The following is a 19,743-nucleotide window of genomic DNA, read 5'->3' as shown; positions in this document are numbered from 1 at the left end:
TCGTTGGGTTAATGATATCTGCCACCACAAAATTTTATCAAAAATAATTTACTCCTGTCGCGATCGCGCTTTTGTACACCATTCTACTACATAGGGTAAGTTTTGCCTGATCGCCCCCACGAAACTCAAACCCTCGCCTTTCCAACCAGATCGGATTTCAGAGTTCTGAGGATGTTCCCGCCAAACTCCTGGTATCACAGATGGTCGATCGCCCGCAGGCCCGCTTGCCGTCAAGCCAACCATAAATATTTACAAAAAAATAAACAAAGCCGATCGCCCTCAAGCGATCGACCAACACGCGCGATCGGGTAAACTAGGAAGGTCGATCGGGCTCTACCCGCGTGCCATTGACTCAAAGCCCAACTTGTGCATCATAGTGAAGCACCGGACTCGGCACACACAAAATTAACTTAAAGTCGATCGAGATTACTATTTTTTAGGAGACGATAACTGTGGATCTTACGGCGCTCATGCAAGTACGGAGAGATATAGCTTTTAAATACCTAAGCGGGAAGGGAATAGAAGTGGGAGCTCTTCATGCTCCTTTGGAAGTTCCAGATAGTGTAAAGGTTTCTTACGTCGATCGAATGTCGGTTAGCGATCTGAGAAAACAATACCCAGAATTAAATGGAACCAATCTCATAGAGGCAGACATTGTAGATAATGGCGAAACTCTGTCATCCATAGCTGATAATTCTTGGGATTTTGTGATTGCCAATCACATGATAGAACACTGTCAAAACCCGATCGGCGCTCTGGAAAACTTTTTGAGAGTTCTCAAACCCGGAGGAATTGTGTACATGGGCGTACCAGACAAGCGTTATATCTTTGATGTCGATCGCCCCATGACTACCCTCGACCATTTAATTCGAGACTACAAAGAAGGGCCCGAATGGTCTAAGGTATCTCATTACGAAGAGTACGTGAGATTGGTAGAGAAATTTCCTCAAGAACAGATATTAGCGCGCCAACAAGCTTTAATTGAGATAGATTACAGCATCCATTTTCACGTCTGGACATCAGAAACCTTCTCTGAGTTACTTTTCTACTCTCAGAAACATCTAGGCTTTGATTTTACTATAGAACTATTTCAACAAAATTCTATAGAAATTGTTATGATTCTCAGGAAAATAGCAAATTCAAATCCTACTTAACATTTGAAGAATGCTCTTCAGGTTCAGGGAATATCCAAGCTTAGCTAATTCTTATACTGTTAGCGCAATCTGTCAAAAAATCACCTTTAAAAATTAAGGTTATCACTAAAATTTATGGCAATCCTAGAACAAGACGATAACTTAATATTGGCGATCGATCATTCCTGGTCGAATGACTGCGGACTCGGACTCCAAGGATGGATTTTAGGTAAAAAGGAAGGGGTACTTGAAGGAGTAGAAATTTGTGTAGGAGATCATTGTGTGCCGATTGCTTCGTGGCATTCACGTCCAGATGTGGTAGCAGCTTATCCGCAATATAACCATAATCATAACTGCGGTTTCATAGCATATCTGCCCAGAGTCGCCCAACATCAAGTCACCTTTAAAGCAAAAACAAAAAGCGAAATACATCATAAAATAGTCGGATTTGCTGGATCAAAGCCTGAAGTTTATGATTCAGCTACTTTTACCAATGATGATACAGGTCTGTTCGTTGATTTTATCAAACAGGTAAATGATCGTCATTTGAGAGTTCTAGAAATAGGTTCGCGGATAGTTAGTCCAGGAAGTGCTAGCAAGAGGTCTTTGTTTTCTGGTGCATCCTCCTACACTGGATTTGACTATTATCCAGATGCCAACACAGATGTGGTAGGGGACGCTCACAAACTTTCTCAATATTTTGGTAATCAGCGGTTTGATGCTATTTTTTCCTTGTCTGTTTTTGAACACTTAGCCATGCCTTGGGTAGTGGCGATGGAAATTAATAAGTTACTGGAGGTAGGTGGAATAACCTTTCAGAGCACACACTTTTCTTGGCCTCTCCATGAAAGCCCCTGGGACTTCTGGCGTTTTTCTGACGAAGGTCTCAAGGTTTTATTTTCCCCTGCTTTGGGATTTGAAGTTATCGAATCCAGCCTTTATGTACCTTTGCGAATGCACTTAGATACTTTTATTCCAGGTCAAGAGACATTAGTAAATCAGTTAGGATTCGGCGGTGTTGCCATCCTAGCTAAAAAAGTGTCTGAGGTGAATCCTGATAAATTTAGATGGGATGTCACCCTAGAAGAGGTTGTTACCGCAGAAAGCCATTACCCTAAACCTCAAACTTAGATATTTTGGACATAAAGGGCGATCGCTTTATCCTACTCCCCAACAGACATAACTTCTAACTTGTCATGGGCATCAGAAAAACTTGGGTTTAGATAAACCGCCCTGCGATAACACACGATCGCCCGCTCCTGTTTCCCTTGCTCTAACAAAGTATTGCCAAGGTTAAAGTATTGCTCTGCTGTGGTTTCAGGCTGCAAAATCGCCGCTGCATAACAACACTCGACAGCTTCATCTGGCTTGCCAATTTGCGAAAAAACCTTAGCCAGGTTTCGGTAAACACCAGCAAAATTCGGTTGAATCGCGATCGCTTTTTGGTAAGAGGCGATCGCCAGCGACCACTGTTGGTGCTGTGCGTGAATAGTTCCCAGATTCGCTAAAGCTTGGGCAAAATCCGGCTGAATTTCAAGAGCGCGAATGTAGCAATTCTTTGCCTCATCCAGTTTACCCTGAGCTTGGAAGACATTCCCCAAAGTCTTATACGCCGGGGCAAATTTTGGTTTTATCTTGAAGGCTTGCTCGCAAACTGCGATCGCTTCTTCTAGTTTTCCTTGAGCTAAATACAACTCTGCCAGTTGACCTAACGGAACCGCTGCGGTCTCAATCTCTTGCATTTTAGCCTGAATTGCCATTAGCTGAGACTTAGTTTGTTCTAGTTCTTCGTGAGTTTTGTGGTATTGAGCCTGCGTGATTTGAAGTTCCTTTTTAATTGGTTGAAGTTCAAGAGAAACTTCTGCCTTTTGAGTTAAAAATTGCTCAAATTCTGCGGGATTTTGCTGCTGTTTTGTCTGAAATTCCTCTAATTCCATTTGCATCTGGTACAGCTTAGACTGCAAATGCCAATGTTCAGTCAAAATCTGTGCTATTCGAGATTTAGACTTAACTGAATCAACAGCTTGCTTCAACTGAGGAACAAAACGTTGAATCGTTAAATCTTCTACCTCATTTCTATCCCAGGCTTCTAAAACAGATAAAGCTTTGCCCCAAGAGAAAAAAGCATCCCCACGCATAACCTTTTGTTTCATTTCCTGTTTCGACCTAGTATAGTAATGATTAACCCGCAGTTTTTCCACAGAAAGTCTTTCAGATATAGAAGAGGATAACGGTTCTTTGTTTTCTGTGACCGTAAATAAATCATTATTAATGGGTATGAAAAAGTGAGGACAGTTAGAGCGCAGGATTTGTGCTGGACGAACAATACTCTTTATATACCTATTGGATTCAAAATCATCTTGGGATCGCTGAGTAAAATTTTCTATCTGTAGCCCTCCGGGTCTAGTTTTATGACCGGAAGAGCCAAAAATTAAGGTATTAACTCCTACTGCTGGAACAGAATCAAATTCCTCTAATACTTCTATTAAGTTTTCCTTTTCTGTGGGAAACAAAAATTCATCCAAGTCCAGAAAAGTTATCCACTCCGATTCTTGTCTGTATGCTTCCAGACAATATTCGTATGCTGAAGCTTGTTGTTTAGCACTAAATGGCCAGTCGTGCAAAACAACTTCACCCGATTCCACGTAGGATTGAACAATGTCAAGAGTGTTATCCGTACTGTTATTATTGTACAAATAAAATCTTTCAACACCAACTAATTTATGAAACTCCAACCACTCTATAAGATATGGAGCCTCATCTTTCATAATGGCACACAGGCTCAGTTTGCACTTTTTCCTAGGCTTGACTTTGGGAGTTGGATAAACAATTTCTTGCAACCTAATTAACCCCATTTTGACACGGGTGTTATCTGCGAGTACAGCTTGGAGCAAAAGTTGAGATTCAGGCGGCGTTAATTTTACTTCCCATTCGATCGCATAACCACTATTTTCTGCTAAGGGTACTTGCGAAAAAACAGCAGCAACATCCGGACGGTACTGATTCACAGGAATTTCATGGATAATTTCGCCATCGCGAATCAACTCAACTTTAATAGCCCTGGAATTCTTACCTAATACCCAACCTCCAATCAAAAGATTACCTGAACTTACCTTAGTGCCGATCGCCGGAGCCTCTATATTAAATCCCCACAGCAACTCCGGATGATCGGGAGGCATTAATGTAACCTCCTGAATTTGGATGATTTTTACTGGGTTTTGAAGCATTTTCAATCCCAACTCATTAGGATTTTCCCGCAGTAGTGGCTCGCTATTCCAAGGATCGAACGCAATCAATTTTTCCTGTAGCAAGTTAGGACGGAAGAAAAATTTGCACCGTTCGTTCAGCATGGCTGCTGCAAATGAAAATGTGCTATTTGAGATAGCCAAAACATCGCATTGACTCAAAATATAAAAATCAGGATAGAACGGTGCTTCCGGCAGTTCAACACCCAAATCTTTGACTGTTATTGGGTGATATTCTGCAAAATCTGCGATTACATCTTCAATTTCATCGCTAGCTATAAACAATACCGGCTCATCAAGAGTTTCCCAAAAACCGTTCAGCCACTCTTTGTACCATCCACTAGGCGCAATAGTCAGATATGGAACTACTGTATGAACGCTTTTGTAATCACCGCGACGCAAATGCAATCCTACAACTGTTTTACCTTTAGCACGCAAGCGGTTCATAGCTTCCGCCATTCTTGCTTCGACTGTCGGTACAGGCTTGAACAGCGAGCTAAAATACTCTTTATGTCTTGCGTGATACTGCGTATGAAACTGAAAATAGCCGTGGAAGTCTACATTTTTAAACGGTTCCGGTGCATTGAGAATTGCTGAATCGGAAAGTTTATAAGGCTGCGATTCCTCTCCCACTAGAGGTAATGACCGAGAAATTGGCGGGTTGCTGTGACCGAATAGATACTGACCAATCCAAGTTGGCGTTTCAACCCTGAGATTGTGTTCCAGTGCGTAGATTTTCAGGAACCCATACAAAAATATTTGATTCCCCAACCTACCCATATTCTCCATGCCAAGTACGGATGAAGTAATAACGGGTTTTTTCACATAAACTGCATCCCCCCAAGACGGGTGTGGCGTTGTTGTTGCTACCCGATGAAAACCCTGCGCCTCTAAAAATTCATCAAGTTGATCAATTAAAACACAACCTTCATAAAGTTCTTCGTAATTGACTTCAGTATTAATAAGATCAACATATTTCAGCCAGTTGATTGACCCTTGCAAAGCCAAAAGTTCTGCCCCTTGGATATCTATATTTAAGATATTAAAGTCAGAGGGATTAATTTCTAGTTCTTGTAACAACGTATCAAGCTTTTTTGACGGTACCGTTACTTGATGAGTTTCTGTAATGTGGGGATAAATCTCCTGATGGTGCTTCAATTGCAAAATAGAACTGCTTTGATCGAAAGAAGTAACGTGCAAATCCACCGTACCATTGCGATCGCTAATCGCACAATTCGCTACTAGAACATTGGGAACAGCAGCTAAATTTGCCTGCAAGCGTTCAAACACAATTGGGTTTGCTTCTACGAACAGCACATTTTGTACGCCCATTTGTTGGTAAGCGCTAATTTCTGTGCCTTCATGGGCACCAACGTGAACAACGCCGCGGGGTGTAACGGAATGTTCTAGGCAAAGTTGCAGCAAATCCAATTTTCCGTCGGTTAATTCACCCAAGACATTTGTTCTGAATCGCTCGTTTACTGCCAAAAAATTACTGTACTCAAAGTCTTCATATTCTGGCACAAAACTTGGCTTGTACTCTAATCCGCTGGGTAAAATTTTAAATATTGAGTACCGAAAATTTTGTAAATACTCAAATGCTTCTTTTAAAGTTCTTTGAGAATCGAGGTAAGTCCCCCCATATTCAAATTGCAGATAATCTATTCGACCTGTTTCTAAAAAATATTTAGCTCCATATAGTACGTCTAACTCACCCCCTTCAACATCTACTTTTAAAAAATTAATTCTTTTGATTTCTTGTTTCTGGCAGTAAATATCGATAGTTGTTGTTACGACTGGAAAAGATTTTGGAGGATTGAAATTTCCTTGCTTCTCTACTTCTACCCTACGGTAAAAGGTACTTAAAACAGACAGATCTTCGTAGTGATAAAAAGTCTTTACTTCTTCTTTATTCCCTAAAGCAAGATTGAAAGCCCTGATTTTTCCGCTGGGAATTTTGTTGACCAGATTTTGCAAGAGTCTTTGATATACATTAGGGATTGGTTCAAACAAGTGAATTTCTACATCATGCCCTTGATTTAACACTTCCTGTGTCCAATCCCCGGCATTCGCCCCTACGTCAAAAACTATATCGCCAGCTTTGATATATTTGGCAATCACTTGGCTCTCGCCCGTAAACACGAGAGGGCTGGGTGACTCTATATTTTCTTGCGGTTTCTGTGCGATCGCAATTGACTGCAACTCTGCATCTGTTTGTATACTCTTTACTTGAGTTCTCAAAGAAATAGGTCGGCGGGGAAGCTCTAAACACCAATTATCTTTGCCTTCCCCACAAATATATTGCCAATCTAACTCAGCAATCAAATGTGCATAGGGAGCTAAAATTTCAGTCAATATTAATGACCAGTTATTATTAGCTCTTGTGAACCTAATCCAGTAAGATTCAATACCCTGTCTATGGTAATAATATGAATTTGGCAATGTGTACATCTTGGAGTTTGTAGCCAATTGCCGAAAACCAAACCCGTAAGTATCTAGAGCTCCGGCAAACTCTGGGTATCCATCGGCTCTGAGCCAACTTTCTTTAGTAAACAAATAGTTGCCACTCGCTCCTGGCACCTCATGTCTACAAAGAGCGTCAGCCAAAGTAACTGTATCTTGATATATCCATTTACTGATAATATTTTCTTTGTTACCTTCAAAAAAGTGAATTTCTTGGAAGGCGGCTATATCTGCTCCTGAATTCAGGAGGAATTCTTTTAGTTTATAAATGCTTTTCGGAGCTAGTATATTATCCGAATCTAAGCAGAAAGAAAGGTGGTGCGTAGCATTTTTTACAGCGGTATTTCTTGCTGCGGCACCACCCCGGTTGGTTTCATGACTAAAATACTTAATGAAGGGAAATTTATTTTTAATAATCTGAATTAGGCTTTCTGTCTGATCGGTGGAGCCGTCATTTACAATAATTAACTCGTCGTCGTCTTCAAAATTACCCTCTAATATAGAATAAACTGACTCTTCAATCGTTTGTTCGCAGTTGTAGGCGGGGATGAAAAAACTGATATTCACCGATTGCTTTTGTACCCACCAAACTCCCTCGCCCTCAAGGTTGACTTGCCAGTCTAACCTTCTAAAAAACTCATCAATAGCTTGTTTCACGCCCGGAAAAGCGATATGCCCATAATCATGGCCGCTAATTAAACCCCCCACTCTAATTTTGCTGTACCAAGTGCAGAGGTCTTGCCAAACGCCTTGGTAGGAATGCTCTGCATCTATGTAGACAAAATCAAGCAAGCCATCAATTTGCCCCATAGCTTGCTGTGAATTTGAACGAATCAGCCTAAATCTATCTCCAAAGACAGCTAGGCGATTTTTCGTTGTTTCACAGAGTATGTCAAAATCTGCCTGCGGGAGGTTCATCGGGTCGTCGTAAGAGTCACTATGTTGATAGCTGTCAATCCCGTACAGTAGTTCAATATTTGTATTGCTGAGCATAGCTTCTGAATGACCTCCAAACGCCACGCCGATCTCTGCACCTACTTTTAAATTGAATTTCTGTATCAGCTCTGGTAAAAATTTGTAGGCTGGCTTCCAACTTTCTTCGTGAATTGATTTCTTTATTTGAACTAATTCGCTTGTTTGCATTTGACTTGTTTTCCTCTTGTAGTTCTTATATAACAGTTTTAACGTCATCAACTAATCTCTAGTTACAATGGAATCCTGAGAACCGGACAGTATCTAGAAATTCGCTTTCAAATATGCGTTCAATCACATAATCTAAACTTGACAAACTTGGATCTATCCCGTCCTTCATTTTGTCATAATCGCCATCGCAACTAATCACCCCTCGGTTAGTATAAGCGATCCACTGACCCCGATATTTTTTCAATTCACGACGATTAGCTTTGTACCACTCCTTAGCTGTCGCATATTCTGCTGCCATATTTTCACCTCATAATTTTCCCTCAAATCATCCTCGCCTCCACCATCATCCGCACTACATCGGGCATCTTATACTTCGCCTCCCATCCCAACTTTTGCTTAGCCTTAGCCGGATTTCCCCTCCCTACAGCAATCTCCGTCGGTCTGTAGAGACTCGCATCAGTTACCAAATGTTCCCGCCAATCCAAACCCGCAGCAACAAACGCTGTCTGCACAAATTCCTCCAAAGGATAACTTACACCAGTAGCAATTACATAATCATCTGGTTCTTCCTGCTGCAACATCAAATACATCGCCTCCACATATTCCGGTGCCCAGCCCCAGTCCCGCTGCACTGAAATATTTCCCAAATGCAGTTTTTCGGAACTACCCGCAGCAATTCGGCACACAACAGATACAATCTTTTGGGTGACGAACCTCTCCGGGCGCAGTGGCGACTCGTGATTGAACAAAATACCAGAACACGCAAACAAATTGTACGCTTCCCGATAATTCGCTACTTCCCAAAATGCTGCGGCTTTTGCCACTGCGTAAGGACTTCTGGGGCGAAAGGGGGTATTTTCATCGGCAGGATTGCCTCCGGTATCCCCAAAACATTCGCTAGAACTGGCATTGTAAAGTTTAATTTTGCCACCGGTAAACCGAATTGCTTCTAACAGATTTAATGTACCTGTGGCAATACTTTCGAGGGTTTCTACTGGTTGTTCAAAAGACAGAGCGACGGAACTTTGACCCGCTAGATTGTACACTTCGTCGGGTGCAATTTTTGCTAATACTTGCAAGACGCTGCGAAAATCGTTGAGAGACATGGATTCTAGTTTTACTCTGTCCCGGATTCCCAAACGGGCAAGGTTTCCGAAACTAGACATTTGGGCGTCCCTGGAGGTGCCACAAACTTCATAACCTCGATCGAGCAACAGTTTAGCTAAATAAGCTCCATCTTGACCTGATATACCACAAATTAGCGCTTTTTTCATATAAATTTTTACAACCAAACTCTAGCTTAACGGTTGCTATTTTTCCCGTTATTTAACTTTTACCGTCAGAATTTTTATTATTTTTAATATTTGGGATTTTTCGAGGAGTTACCAGAGAAGACCGGGCGGTTGAAACCGCGTCTATACAGACAAAACCCACCTCCGTGGGTTGAAGACGTGGCACTTACAATTCGGTTATTTTTCCGTCGGCGTCCGGCGGACATCGTTTGTGTAGTGTAGACGCGGTTTCAACCGTACGTCCGATTTACAAACAAATTTCAGGACTTACGCCGGAGGACTAAAGAAACCGGGTTTTTTACCGATATTAAGGGTTTGAACCAAATATTTGGGTGAAAAAACCCGGTTTCTGGCTACCCGTGCGTAAGTCCTGAAATCTCGCTTATAGCCGAGACCAGATCCCCCTAAATCCCCCTTAAAAAGGAGACTTTGAGAAGACTCTTGTCCCCCCTTTTTTAGAGAAGGCTCATGTCCCCCCCTTTTTTAGGGGGGTTAGGGGGGATCTGGGTTATAGCATCAAACAGTAGACCAATATTGCTTTATTCGTTATTTTTACCTTTTGCCTACTGACCAATGCCTTCTTCAGATACTAGCCTTCCCACCGTTGGGCGACCAATTCAGCCAAGTCAACTACGCGCTGGCTGTAGCCCCACTCGTTGTCGTACCAAGCCAACACCTTTACCATGTCGCCGTCCATCACCAGTGTCAAGCTAGAATCTAGGATGGAAGAAGAATCGTTTCCGCGATAGTCGCAAGAAACCAGAGGCAAATCGTTGTACTCCAAAATCCCCTTCATCGGGCCTTCGGCTGCTTCTTTGAAAACTTGATTTACTTGCTCGGTAAAAGTCTTTTTCTCTACCTGAGCCACAAAATCAACGACCGACACATTAGGAGTCGGAACCCGCATGGCGATGCCATTTAACTTACCCTTCAATTCTGGAATCACCAAAGCCACAGCTTGAGCAGCACCAGTAGAAGTAGGCACAATATTCATCGCAGCAGCCCGCGCCCGTCGCAAATCCCGGTGGCTGGCATCCAGCAAGCGCTGGTCGCCAGTATAGCTGTGGGTAGTGGTCATCATGCCTTTGACGATGCCAAAATTTTCGTGAAGCACTTTCAGTACGGGAGCTAGACAGTTAGTAGTACAGCTAGCATTGCTGATGACAGTGTAGTCACTGTGCTTGTAGTTGTGGTGGTTGACTCCCATCACATAGGTGCCAACTTCTGGCCCCTTACCGGGAGCAGTAATCAGCACTTTTTTAGCGCCGGCAGTGATATGCTTCGAGGCACCAGCTTGGTCAACGAAGACGCCGGTTGCTTCAATAATCAGATCAATACCCCAATCTTTCCAAGGCAGGTTGAGCGGATTGCGATCGCTCACGCATTTAACTGTCTTGCCATTGAGAATAATCGAATTTTCATCCGTACTGATGTCCACACCCTTCAACGTTCCCATCATGGAATCGTATCTCAGCAAGTGAGCATTAGTTTTCGGATCGGAAGTGTCATTAATTGCTACCAGCTCAAGCTGGCTATTTTCTCGGCCCAGCAAGCAGCGCGTAAAACTGCGCCCAATACGTCCAAAACCATTGATCGCGACTCTAATCACCTAGTACCTCCTAATGATGGCAGCCCTTAACTCAGGCTGAATTTTTGGAAAAATTTAATAATTGACTTCTGACACCAGATCATATCGCAAAGGCTGATCCTTTCTAACTTTTCGTCTGTATCGAAAAAATCTGAAATTTTTGAGAAGGCAGAAATCCGAAGGCTCAAGGCATTCAGCTTTCGGCTGCTGGTTGCTGGTAAAGCTGATGGGCCGCAATATAACTCCCGACAACTTCCGGTACTAAGTCGCCCAGCTCGCGATTTTGGGCCCAGCAGCGGCGGATGTGGCTCGACGAAATCTCGATCGCGCGCATGGACAGCACCTCCCAACAAATTTCCACATCTAGCAGAGCCATCTGTTCGGCAACTTTGCAGCAAACAGCATTTGTCTCAACCTGCATCCTGTCGTCAGCATCAATGGACACATCGCTCAAACTATCGCCCCACTCAGATGCTGCCCCTATGTCCCCGCTTTCTGCTGTCTGCGGATCTACCTGACTCGGACGCGGGCCCACCAACCAGTGGCACAACCGCCCGATTTCGGCCGAGCGGTGCCATTTGGGAAGAGTTCTGAAAGCATCGCTGCCAATAATCCAGTGCAGCCGATCGCCTGGATACATTTTTTGCAAATACAGCAAAGTGTCGATCGCAAAAGAACTGCCCGAGGAATTTGCCTCCAACGGAGCTAGTAGGAAGTCTGGGCGATCGCCGAGCGCCAGAGCGAGCATGGAGCGCCGCCGCTCAAAACTTGCCAAATCCGATCGCCACTTGTGAGGAGGAGCGCGATCGGGTACCCAAATCACTCGATCGAGATTAAATTGACTCACAGCCGCCTGGGCTACCAACAAGTGACCCCAGTGCACCGGGTCAAAAGTACCCCCAAAAATCGCTATTTTCCCCATAATTCCCAAAAATTAGGATTAATTAGGATTAATACAGACAGACATCGCCCAAATTTCATGTTTGTGCGCTTTTACCACTAAGCTCAGTCACTGTTTGACGGTTGCGATCGAATGTATAGTTTGTATATAACTCATTCTCAAATAGGTGAGGTATGACTGTGATTTAAATTGTTGGGCTGTACCTTGATGTAATGTATAAAAGAGCGTAAGAGGGCTGAAGCCCAACAACGTACCTTTATTAAGTGAGAAAATGTATACAGATATGTGAGAAAATACTGTGGTGGCGATCGAGTCAATCTCTGATTTTCAGGAAAAAATGACCGTACCCGCAGATAAATAACTAGAAAATGAGCGAACTTTTGTGATACGTGGTAGTGTTTGTAAATCCTGATGGGTTTTACCCTCAATCTTCGTACAAAGGTTGTGGGGCTTTTGCTGCCGTATCCCAGCACAGCAGGCGGGTAGAAAGAGAAAGAATGCAGGAGATATGCAACCGCCCACAATTAGTCAGTTAGCCCCGACCCCAGACCCCATTCTCTCTGACCTGCAATTTTCGAGCTGTGACTGTTCCGGAAAACTACTCGGTACTAAGTCATATAGGATACAAGACAAACATCTCTACAAGTCCCACAATTCTAGGGACGCGCAGAGAATTTTGTACAAAATCTCTAGCGAACTGTATCCTGAAAAAACAATTCTTGATATGATATCGCGTGTTATTGGCGTGGTGTGGTGTGTGAGGAGCGAAGATGCCGAGTTCTGTTGATTTCAGCGGGAGACCATTTCATTTCATCGGCATTGGTGGAATTGGGATGTCAGCCCTTGCCTACATTCTAGCGAAACGCAAGTTGCCTGTGTACGGCTCCGATATTAAATCGAGTCACATAACCGAGCGCTTGCAAGAAATGGGAGCTCACATTTTTTGGCGTCAAGACGCCAGCAATTTTGAAATATTTCAAACGGCCCTCAACGGTAGCAGTCCCGATCGCGGGGCAGCCGAAAAGGCCGTATCCTCGGCAGTCGCTGGCACGGTAGGGACTTCCGTGGCGACAGCCGAATCTCTCAAATTGAACGGCAAGGGTTCTGGCCCCCAAGCAATTGTGGGATTGCCTCAAGTAGTATGTTCGACGGCAATTCACCCGGCAAATGCCGAATATCGAGCTGCCCTAGATTTGGAATGTCCGATTTTTCATCGATCGGATGTGTTGGCAGCGTTAATTCAAGATTACCAAAGCATAGCCGTAGCAGGGACTCACGGCAAAACTACCACTAGCAGCTTAATCGGCTTTATGCTGATGGCTGCGGGTCTGGATCCGACGATCGTAGTAGGAGGCGAGGTAAATGCTTGGGAAGGGAATGCCCGTTTAGGGGAAGGCCCCTACTTGGTCGCCGAGGCTGATGAATCCGACGGTTCCCTCGTCAAGCTCGCAGCCAAAATTGGCATAGTGACGAATGTGGAACTGGATCATCCAGACCATTACGATACCCTCGAACAGGTAATAGACACATTTAAAGTGTTTGCCCAAAACTGTCAAACGTTGGTGGGCTGCATAGACGACCAAATCGTCAAAGACTCCCTTGCACCGAATGTCAGCTACAGCTTGAATCCGGACAGCGGTGCTGACTACACGGTTTCCGATGTGGAATACGGCGCCGCCAGCACCAAGGCTGGCATTTGGGAGCGAGGAGCTTTCCTGGGGGAAATGGAGTTGAAGTTGTTGGGCAAACACAATCTTAGCAATTCACTAGCAGCCGTAGCAGTTGGTCGATTGTTGGGGTTGGAGTTTTCGGCGATCGCTTCATCGATTGCTGGCTTTGAAGGCGCTCGCCGCCGTTTTGAAGTGCGGGGTTTTCACAATGACATCCTGTTTGTGGACGACTACGCCCACCATCCCAGCGAAATTCGCGTTACCTTGGCCGCTGCTCGCTTACGCATCGAAGGTAACGAAAAGAATTCCAAATCCCGAAGAGTAGTTGCTATTTTTCAACCGCACCGTTACAGCCGAACTCTGACATTTTTGCCAGAATTTGCTCAATCTTTTGGGGATGCAGATTTGGTTGTCGCTTGCGATATTTATAGTGCTGGGGAACCGAATTTAGGAGAGATTAGCGGGCAGCAGGTTGCTGATTTGATTGCTAAAGAAGGCCGAGAGGTTGAGTTTCAATCTTCTCTGGAGTCGGTAAGTAAGTTTTTAACCGAAAATCTGCAACCGGGGGATTTGGCTCTGTTTTTGGGTGCTGGCAATCTGAATCAGATTATTCCAGAGGTGATGGCTTTTTATCAACAAGCCGATCGCCCGGATTAGCTCTCGCCCGCCCCAAGTCGATCGACATGATGGCGGTGCAGGTTGTACCGACACTGCTGTCTGGCGACTCTCTCAAAACAGTCGCATAAGTTACGCAAACAGAATTTGCTACCACCTCTTCAAGCGAATGTATTTTTAAGGATTTTCAAGATGGTGACTATATCGAATGACTCCTGTGTGAAGGAAAATCGGCGAGTGTATTCTCCTATTTCTTTGCGGGGAACTGACTGTAAAATTAATTCTCAAGTTTCTTTGGCGGGTCTGACTTCTTTCCGAGTCGGCGGCCCGGCTGAGTGGTACGTCGCTCCCCGCAGTCTGGAGGCTTTGCAAGCGAGTTTTGCCTGGGCGCACGATGAAGGGATACCGGTGACTCTCCTAGGCGCGGGTTCTAATTTGTTGGTGAGCGATCGGGGTTTGTCCGGTTTGGTCGTCGCCACTCGCTACCTGAAACAGGTAAACTTTAATGCAGAAACAGGTCAAGTTACAGCCGGGGCGGGGGAGTCAATCCCCCGCCTCGCTTGGTTGGCGGCTAAGCGGGGCTGGAAAGGCCTGGAATGGGCAGTTGGCATACCGGGCACTGTGGGAGGCGCTGTGGTGATGAATGCAGGCGCTCACAGGGGCTGTGCTGCTGATATTCTAGTCAACGCTCGCCTGCTATCCCCTAATGGTAAGGTGGAAATTCTCACACCAGAAGCTTTGGGCTATCGTTACCGGACTTCAGTGTTGCAAGGGGGCGATCGACTGGTAACAGAAGCGACTTTCCAGTTGCAGCCGGGATTCGATCGATCGATCGTCATGGCAGAAACTAATAACAATTTCAGCCAGCGGCGGACGAGTCAACCCTACCACCTGCCTAGCTGCGGCTCTGTTTTCCGCAACCCCAGCCCCAAGGCAGCAGGCTGGTTAATCGAACAAGCGGGACTGAAGGGATACCAGATCGGTGGCGCGCAAGTAGCTCAGCGCCATGCTAATTTTATTCTTAACTGCGGGTCAGCAACGGCCAATGATATTTTTCAAGTGATCCGCCACGTTCAACAGCAAGTCGAGCAGCGGTGGTCGCTGTTGTTGGAGCCAGAAGTTAGAATACTGGGAGAGTTCCCCTTCTAAGGCATGATTGAAGTAATACGGAAACGGCAGACTGCCAGCGCACACATCATCACAAAGTAGTTATGACAAAATCAGGACAAGGATTTGGCTTCGGCCTGGGCAAAATGAAAGAACTGACTGAAGCTTTCAAAAAAGCTCAGCAGGTTCAAGAAGGAGCTAAAAAGCTCCAAGAAGAGTTGGATGTAATGGAAATTGAGGGAACTGCCGGCGGCGGCTTGGTTAAGGTTTTTCTCAGCGGCAACCAAGAACCCCGCCGCGTCGAAATCTCACCGGATGCGATCGGTGAAGGTGCTGATGTGGTTTCTGAACTCGTCACGGTGGCGATGCAGGATGCCTACACTAAGTCTACGGCAACGATGCGGGAGAAAATGGAAGAACTGACCGGCGGACTGAATCTCCCTGGGTTCGGCTAGTCATTAGTCATCAGTCATTAGTCATCAGTCATTAGTCATTAGTTGACTGTTGACTAATGTTATTGGTTATTGGTTATTAGCAGCCCCAAGCGAGCAACAAATGACTAATGACTAATAACGTTCGCGAGCGGGGACAGCGCTAATGACTAATGACTAATAACTAATAACTAATGACTAATAACTAATGACTAAATTATTGTTTGTCTGCCTCGGAAATATCTGCCGATCGCCCTCAGCAGAAAATATTATGAATCACTTAATTAAACAAGCTGGTTTGAGCGATCGCATCACCTGCGATTCAGCCGGAACTGGCGGGTATCACATTGGCAGCCCCCCTGACAACCGCATGGCGTTGGCGGCGAGGAAGCGCAAGATTGAATTGTTAGGCGAAGCCCGCCAATTTAACAGGAAAGATTTTGAAAATTTTGATTTGATTTTGGCGATGGATCGCGACAATTATCGCAATATTCTTGCTGTTGATACTGCGGGAAAATATAAAGATAAAGTGCGCTTGATGTGCGATTTTTGCCGATCGCACGACTTGAAGGAAGTTCCCGATCCTTACTACGGTGGGCCGGAGGGATTCGATCGGGTAATTGATTTACTGCTGGACGCTTCGGAGGGTTTGTTGGAATACGTTATCAGTCAGGAACAATTAACAATTAACAATTAACAATTACCAATTACCAATTACCAATTAACAATTACCAATTATAGCATTTCGATCTCCCCTATGAGGTACGCACTGGGCTCCGTGGGCACGCAGGCATACCTCACTACGCTTGAGAACCGCCATACCAGAAAGAATTGGTTGAAAGCCCCAAGCTTTTTCGGGAGAAATTAAAATCAGACTATTCATTACTCAAATCCTCTTCCTTCTAGGTAGAGGTCGCTGTCAATTGTCAACTGTCAACTGTCAACTGAACAATTACCAATTACCGACCAAATGGTGTTCCATCGCAAAGCGAACCAGTTCTGCCCGGTTGTTGCTTTCAGTTTTTCTGAACAAGCTGCTGACGTGCTTTTCGATGGTGCGAGGACTGAGGTGGAGCCGATCGCCGATTTGAATATTAGAAAGACCTTCTGTCAGCAAATCTAGCACTTCCTGCTCTCGTTGCGTCAAATTCGGAGCATCGCCACTGCCATATACCCGCGCGAACGAGCTATCCCGTAAAGAATCGCGCGTTTCTGGTTTTTGAGTTAAAAAATCAGTTTGAGGCTGGTCATTGGCGATGATACCTGTCGCTGTTGGCATCTGTTCGGGTTCGGGGGAACGAGACGGTGCCTGAGCAATTAGAGCGTAGCGATCGAGCAAAGAGCGAATTACCGCGCCCAATTCCGGGAGTTCAAAAGGCTTAGCCAGAAAATTGTCGCACCCCATCTGATAGCCGCGAATCCGTTCCTGCGTGCTCGTGCGTTCCGTCAAAAAAATCACCGGTAGCAATCGGAAGGCGGGACGAGTCCGAACTCGACGCACGAATTCGTAGCCATCCATCTCGGGCATTGTAATGTCGGTAACAATCAAATGTGGCTGAAATTCCTCTACCAAGCCTAAAGCATCTTTGCCGTTCTCAGCAGCGATTACAGAGTATCCCGTAATTTCCAGATAATCGGTAATCGACAAGCGCGTCGCGAAATCGTCGTCAGCAACCAGAATCGTCAAGGGCATGGGCGGACATTAAAAATTAAACATTAAAAATTAAAAGTGATTAATTTCACTTTTAATTTTTAATTCTACTGTTTAATTCTGTTGTTGACACTCCCCGAATATCAAGGTACCGGGATTCTTAAGACATTTCTGTCAAAATATCCCTTTTGTTAAGGTTCCTTTCGCTGACTACGTTTACACGCTTAAGTGCGTAGTCATGTCTCCTCAAAATGTTTTGGGCGTAGACTTTCCCACCGGCAGGGGGTTGGTTTTTTAATCTTGTCTGATGTGTTTATTTTACCATATTCATTTGTGAAGATGGATTTGTTATTTTACTGAACAATGGCGAAAAGCCGGCCACTCAAGAAGGGGTTTTAGACCCATCTCTCTGATAAGTTGCAGTTAAAGTACCAGGTTGCGCTAATGTTCCCTGCAAAGCTACGCCGCGCCCGTTGGCTGCCAAATGCCGCAGAGTTTTGTAAATTGTCTCGATTTGCTCTGGCCTTCCTGCTTTTTTTGCTATTTCTGATACAGATAGAGGTGTTGGAGCGTCTTTGATAACTTGCAGCACCAGTTGCTGCAAATCTAACACAGCAGCGGCCGCTTTTTTACCGGCTTCAACCCCTGGCTGGTGATAGGCATTGACATTCACCAAGGAACCGTAAAAACCTACGGCTCTTTCGTAGAGGGCGATTAATGCTCCTACTGTCCGAGGGTTGACTTTTGTAATTGTGACGGTGATTGAATCTCGATGATTTTCGTACAAAGCTTGTCGAGTTCCCTGCAACAAACCAGATAAATAATCTCCCGAGGTGACGCCCGGTTCTACTTCTGGAGAAATTCCTTGCCTGTCTTCCAAAACTTCGATAAATGTTAGGAAGAAATTCGGCACGCCTTCTCGGAGTTGCTGGACGTAGGCGTGTTGGTCGGTGCTGCCTTTGTTGCCGTAGACTGAGATTCCTTGATAAACTGTGTTGCCGTCTAAATCTTTTTCTTTGCCGATCGATTCCATGACTAATTGCTGCAAATAGCGGCTGAACAATAGCAGGGAATCTTTGTATGGCAAAACTACCATGTCTTTCTCGCCGCGTCCGTTGCAGGCAAAATACCAGGACAGGGCTAAAAGGGCTGCGGGATTGTTTTTAATGTCGGGAATTCTGGTAGCTTCGTCCATGACTTTAGCGCCATCGAGCATCGCCCGAATGTCGATGCCTTGCAAAGCTGCTGGTAAAAGTCCGACTGCTGAGAGTTCCGAAGTGCGTCCTCCCACCCAGTCTGACATGGGGAAGCTGGCTATCCAGCCTTGTGCTTTGGCTAATTTGTCTAGTTGGCTGTCTGTGCCGGTGATGGCAACTGCCTGTTTGGCGAAGTCGAGTTTTTGGGCTGCGAAGGCTTTTTGAACTTCGATCATGCCGTTGCGGGGTTCGGGGGTGCCGCCGGATTTGGAGATAGTAATTACTAAGGTGCTGCTGAGTTTGTCTTTGATTTTGTTGAGGATGCGATCGATCCCAGCCGGATCTGTGTTGTCAATAAAATGAATTGCTAGGGGTGGAATGTCTGGGGATAGGGCTTCGGCGACGAATTGAGGCCCGAGGGCAGAACCGCCAATGCCGATCGAGATTATATCGGTAAATTGCGGAGCAAATGGCGGTTTAATATCGCGACTTTGAACTTTCTTGACAAATTCTTCGACTTGTGATATGCCTTCGACTATTTCTTGTTTTAATTCTGGAGTGGGAGCTAAATCGGGGTTTCGCAGCCAGTAGTGGCCCACCATGCGGTTTTCGTCGGGATTGGCGATCGCGCCTGCTTCCAAAGCTGTCATATCTTTGAAAGCTTTGTCAAATTTGGGCTTGAGTGCTGCTACCGCATCGTCGTCGAATCCCATCCGGCTGATATCGAGATAAAGTCCCAATCCAGAGTGATAGTAAAGCCAGTCTTGATAGCGTTGCCAGAGTGCTGCGGCGTCCATATAATTCTCTACGATTCTTATAATGTTCGATCGGGCTAGTCGGGAATCAACCAATTGTAGTTTAAAACGATGTTATGTATGGCTTTTGCAGAATCCCAATAAATTTAAGCATGACTCGTCTGAAGGCGAAACCCTCCGACAGGCAGAAGAGTCTGGCAGAATTAGAGAATAAAAATGTGACTAGCCCAACAGTCTGAGTAGGTAGAACGCCCATTAGTGGCAAGGCCCCATAGATACATCAAAAGTAAAGTGAAAGCGACAGATAGATTTAAATGTTGTCAGGGTTCGGCTTGGGATTTTAGTTTGACAACAGTTAAATTTTGGCAAGTCCCTTTAAAATAGGCATTGCAGTCTGGTTAAATATACTTTTTGCGGTCACTCAATCATCGGCTAAAAATATAATGAACAACTGTCAAATACCAAAATTGTAGTATAATATACAGCAATAGTGCTTCACTTAAGAATGCTCCCCCTAGCCCCCCGACTATCAGGGGGAGACAAGAGTATTTTC

Annotated in this window: 16 protein-coding genes; 6 read left to right on the top strand and 10 right to left on the bottom strand. The window is 44.9% G+C overall.

Annotated features, from left to right (window positions below; genetic code table 11):
• Window positions 1-48 precede the first annotated feature (48 nt).
• Window positions 49-243, bottom strand: a complete 195-nt coding sequence (locus tag JGK36_RS10465; protein ID WP_293178897.1) for a hypothetical protein — start codon at window positions 241-243, stop codon at window positions 49-51.
• 227 nt (window positions 244-470) lie between these two features.
• On the opposite strand from JGK36_RS10465, the gene JGK36_RS10460 reads away from it, so the two are divergent.
• Together JGK36_RS10460 and JGK36_RS10455 are read left to right on the top strand one after the other, a co-directional pair.
• The gene (locus JGK36_RS10460) at window positions 471-1,154 is read left to right on the top strand and encodes a methyltransferase domain-containing protein (protein ID WP_293196799.1); all 684 of its coding nucleotides are present in this window, start codon (window positions 471-473) and stop codon (window positions 1,152-1,154) included.
• Between the two features lie 114 nt (window positions 1,155-1,268).
• Window positions 1,269-2,264 carry a methyltransferase domain-containing protein gene (locus JGK36_RS10455; protein WP_293178903.1) on the top strand — a complete coding sequence of 332 codons (996 nt, stop codon included), beginning with the start codon at window positions 1,269-1,271 and terminating at the stop codon, window positions 2,262-2,264.
• A 32-nt stretch (window positions 2,265-2,296) separates the two neighbouring features.
• Here the strand turns inward: JGK36_RS10455 and JGK36_RS10450 are convergent, their stop codons facing one another.
• From JGK36_RS10450 to nadD, 5 genes are all read right to left on the bottom strand, one after another.
• Window positions 2,297-7,984 (bottom strand): FkbM family methyltransferase, encoded by a 5,688-nt coding sequence (locus JGK36_RS10450; RefSeq protein ID WP_293196798.1) that lies wholly within the window; start codon window positions 7,982-7,984, stop codon window positions 2,297-2,299.
• Window positions 7,985-8,042: 58 nt separating this feature from the next.
• Window positions 8,043-8,282: a DUF5678 domain-containing protein gene (locus tag JGK36_RS10445; protein WP_293196797.1), complete on the bottom strand. Its 240-nt coding sequence runs from the start codon at window positions 8,280-8,282 to the stop codon at window positions 8,043-8,045.
• Between the two features lie 22 nt (window positions 8,283-8,304).
• A complete protein-coding gene (locus tag JGK36_RS10440; RefSeq protein ID WP_293196796.1) occupies window positions 8,305-9,258 on the bottom strand; it encodes a GDP-mannose 4,6-dehydratase in 954 nt (317 codons plus the stop codon).
• A gap of 607 nt (window positions 9,259-9,865) precedes the next feature.
• A complete protein-coding gene (locus JGK36_RS10435; protein ID WP_293178915.1) occupies window positions 9,866-10,885 on the bottom strand; it encodes a type I glyceraldehyde-3-phosphate dehydrogenase in 1,020 nt (339 codons plus the stop codon).
• A gap of 172 nt (window positions 10,886-11,057) precedes the next feature.
• Window positions 11,058-11,786 carry a nicotinate (nicotinamide) nucleotide adenylyltransferase gene (gene nadD / locus JGK36_RS10430; RefSeq protein WP_293196795.1) on the bottom strand — a complete coding sequence of 243 codons (729 nt, stop codon included), beginning with the start codon at window positions 11,784-11,786 and terminating at the stop codon, window positions 11,058-11,060.
• A gap of 749 nt (window positions 11,787-12,535) precedes the next feature.
• On the opposite strand from nadD, the gene murC reads away from it, so the two are divergent.
• A complete protein-coding gene (gene murC / locus JGK36_RS10425; protein WP_293196794.1) occupies window positions 12,536-14,092 on the top strand; it encodes a UDP-N-acetylmuramate--L-alanine ligase in 1,557 nt (518 codons plus the stop codon).
• Here the strand turns inward: murC and JGK36_RS10420 are convergent.
• Window positions 14,043-14,207, bottom strand: coding sequence for a hypothetical protein (locus JGK36_RS10420; RefSeq protein ID WP_293154224.1), 165 nt, complete (start codon window positions 14,205-14,207; stop codon window positions 14,043-14,045). The genes murC and JGK36_RS10420 overlap by 50 nt on opposite strands.
• 35 nt (window positions 14,208-14,242) lie before the next feature.
• Between JGK36_RS10420 and murB the strand changes: the two genes are divergently transcribed.
• The 3 genes from murB to JGK36_RS10405 all read left to right on the top strand — a co-directional run bounded on the left by murB (window position 14,243) and on the right by JGK36_RS10405 (window position 16,285).
• The gene (gene murB, locus JGK36_RS10415; RefSeq protein WP_293196793.1) at window positions 14,243-15,199 is read left to right on the top strand and encodes a UDP-N-acetylmuramate dehydrogenase; all 957 of its coding nucleotides are present in this window, start codon (window positions 14,243-14,245) and stop codon (window positions 15,197-15,199) included.
• Between the two features lie 62 nt (window positions 15,200-15,261).
• A complete protein-coding gene (locus JGK36_RS10410) occupies window positions 15,262-15,612 on the top strand; it encodes a YbaB/EbfC family nucleoid-associated protein (RefSeq protein ID WP_293178926.1) in 351 nt (116 codons plus the stop codon).
• A gap of 184 nt (window positions 15,613-15,796) precedes the next feature.
• Window positions 15,797-16,285: a low molecular weight protein-tyrosine-phosphatase gene (locus tag JGK36_RS10405; RefSeq protein WP_293178929.1), complete on the top strand. Its 489-nt coding sequence runs from the start codon at window positions 15,797-15,799 to the stop codon at window positions 16,283-16,285.
• Window positions 16,286-16,309: 24 nt separating this feature from the next.
• On the opposite strand, the gene JGK36_RS10400 is transcribed toward JGK36_RS10405, so the two are convergent.
• From JGK36_RS10400 to JGK36_RS10390, 3 genes are all read right to left on the bottom strand, one after another.
• Complete coding sequence (locus tag JGK36_RS10400) at window positions 16,310-16,471, bottom strand: hypothetical protein (RefSeq protein ID WP_293190589.1); 162 nt, start codon at window positions 16,469-16,471, stop codon at window positions 16,310-16,312.
• A gap of 69 nt (window positions 16,472-16,540) precedes the next feature.
• Entirely contained in the window at window positions 16,541-17,281 is a 741-nt protein-coding gene (locus JGK36_RS10395; RefSeq protein WP_293178935.1) for a response regulator transcription factor, read from the bottom strand.
• A gap of 340 nt (window positions 17,282-17,621) precedes the next feature.
• Window positions 17,622-19,232 carry a glucose-6-phosphate isomerase gene (locus JGK36_RS10390; RefSeq protein WP_293178938.1) on the bottom strand — a complete coding sequence of 537 codons (1,611 nt, stop codon included), beginning with the start codon at window positions 19,230-19,232 and terminating at the stop codon, window positions 17,622-17,624.
• Between the last annotated feature and the right edge of the window lie 511 nt (window positions 19,233-19,743).

It is taken from the genome of Microcoleus sp. PH2017_35_SFW_U_B, from assembly GCF_020737865.1.
Taxonomy (GTDB): Bacteria; Cyanobacteriota; Cyanobacteriia; order Cyanobacteriales; family Microcoleaceae; genus Microcoleus.
This window is presented reverse-complemented; position numbering and strand designations above follow the sequence as displayed.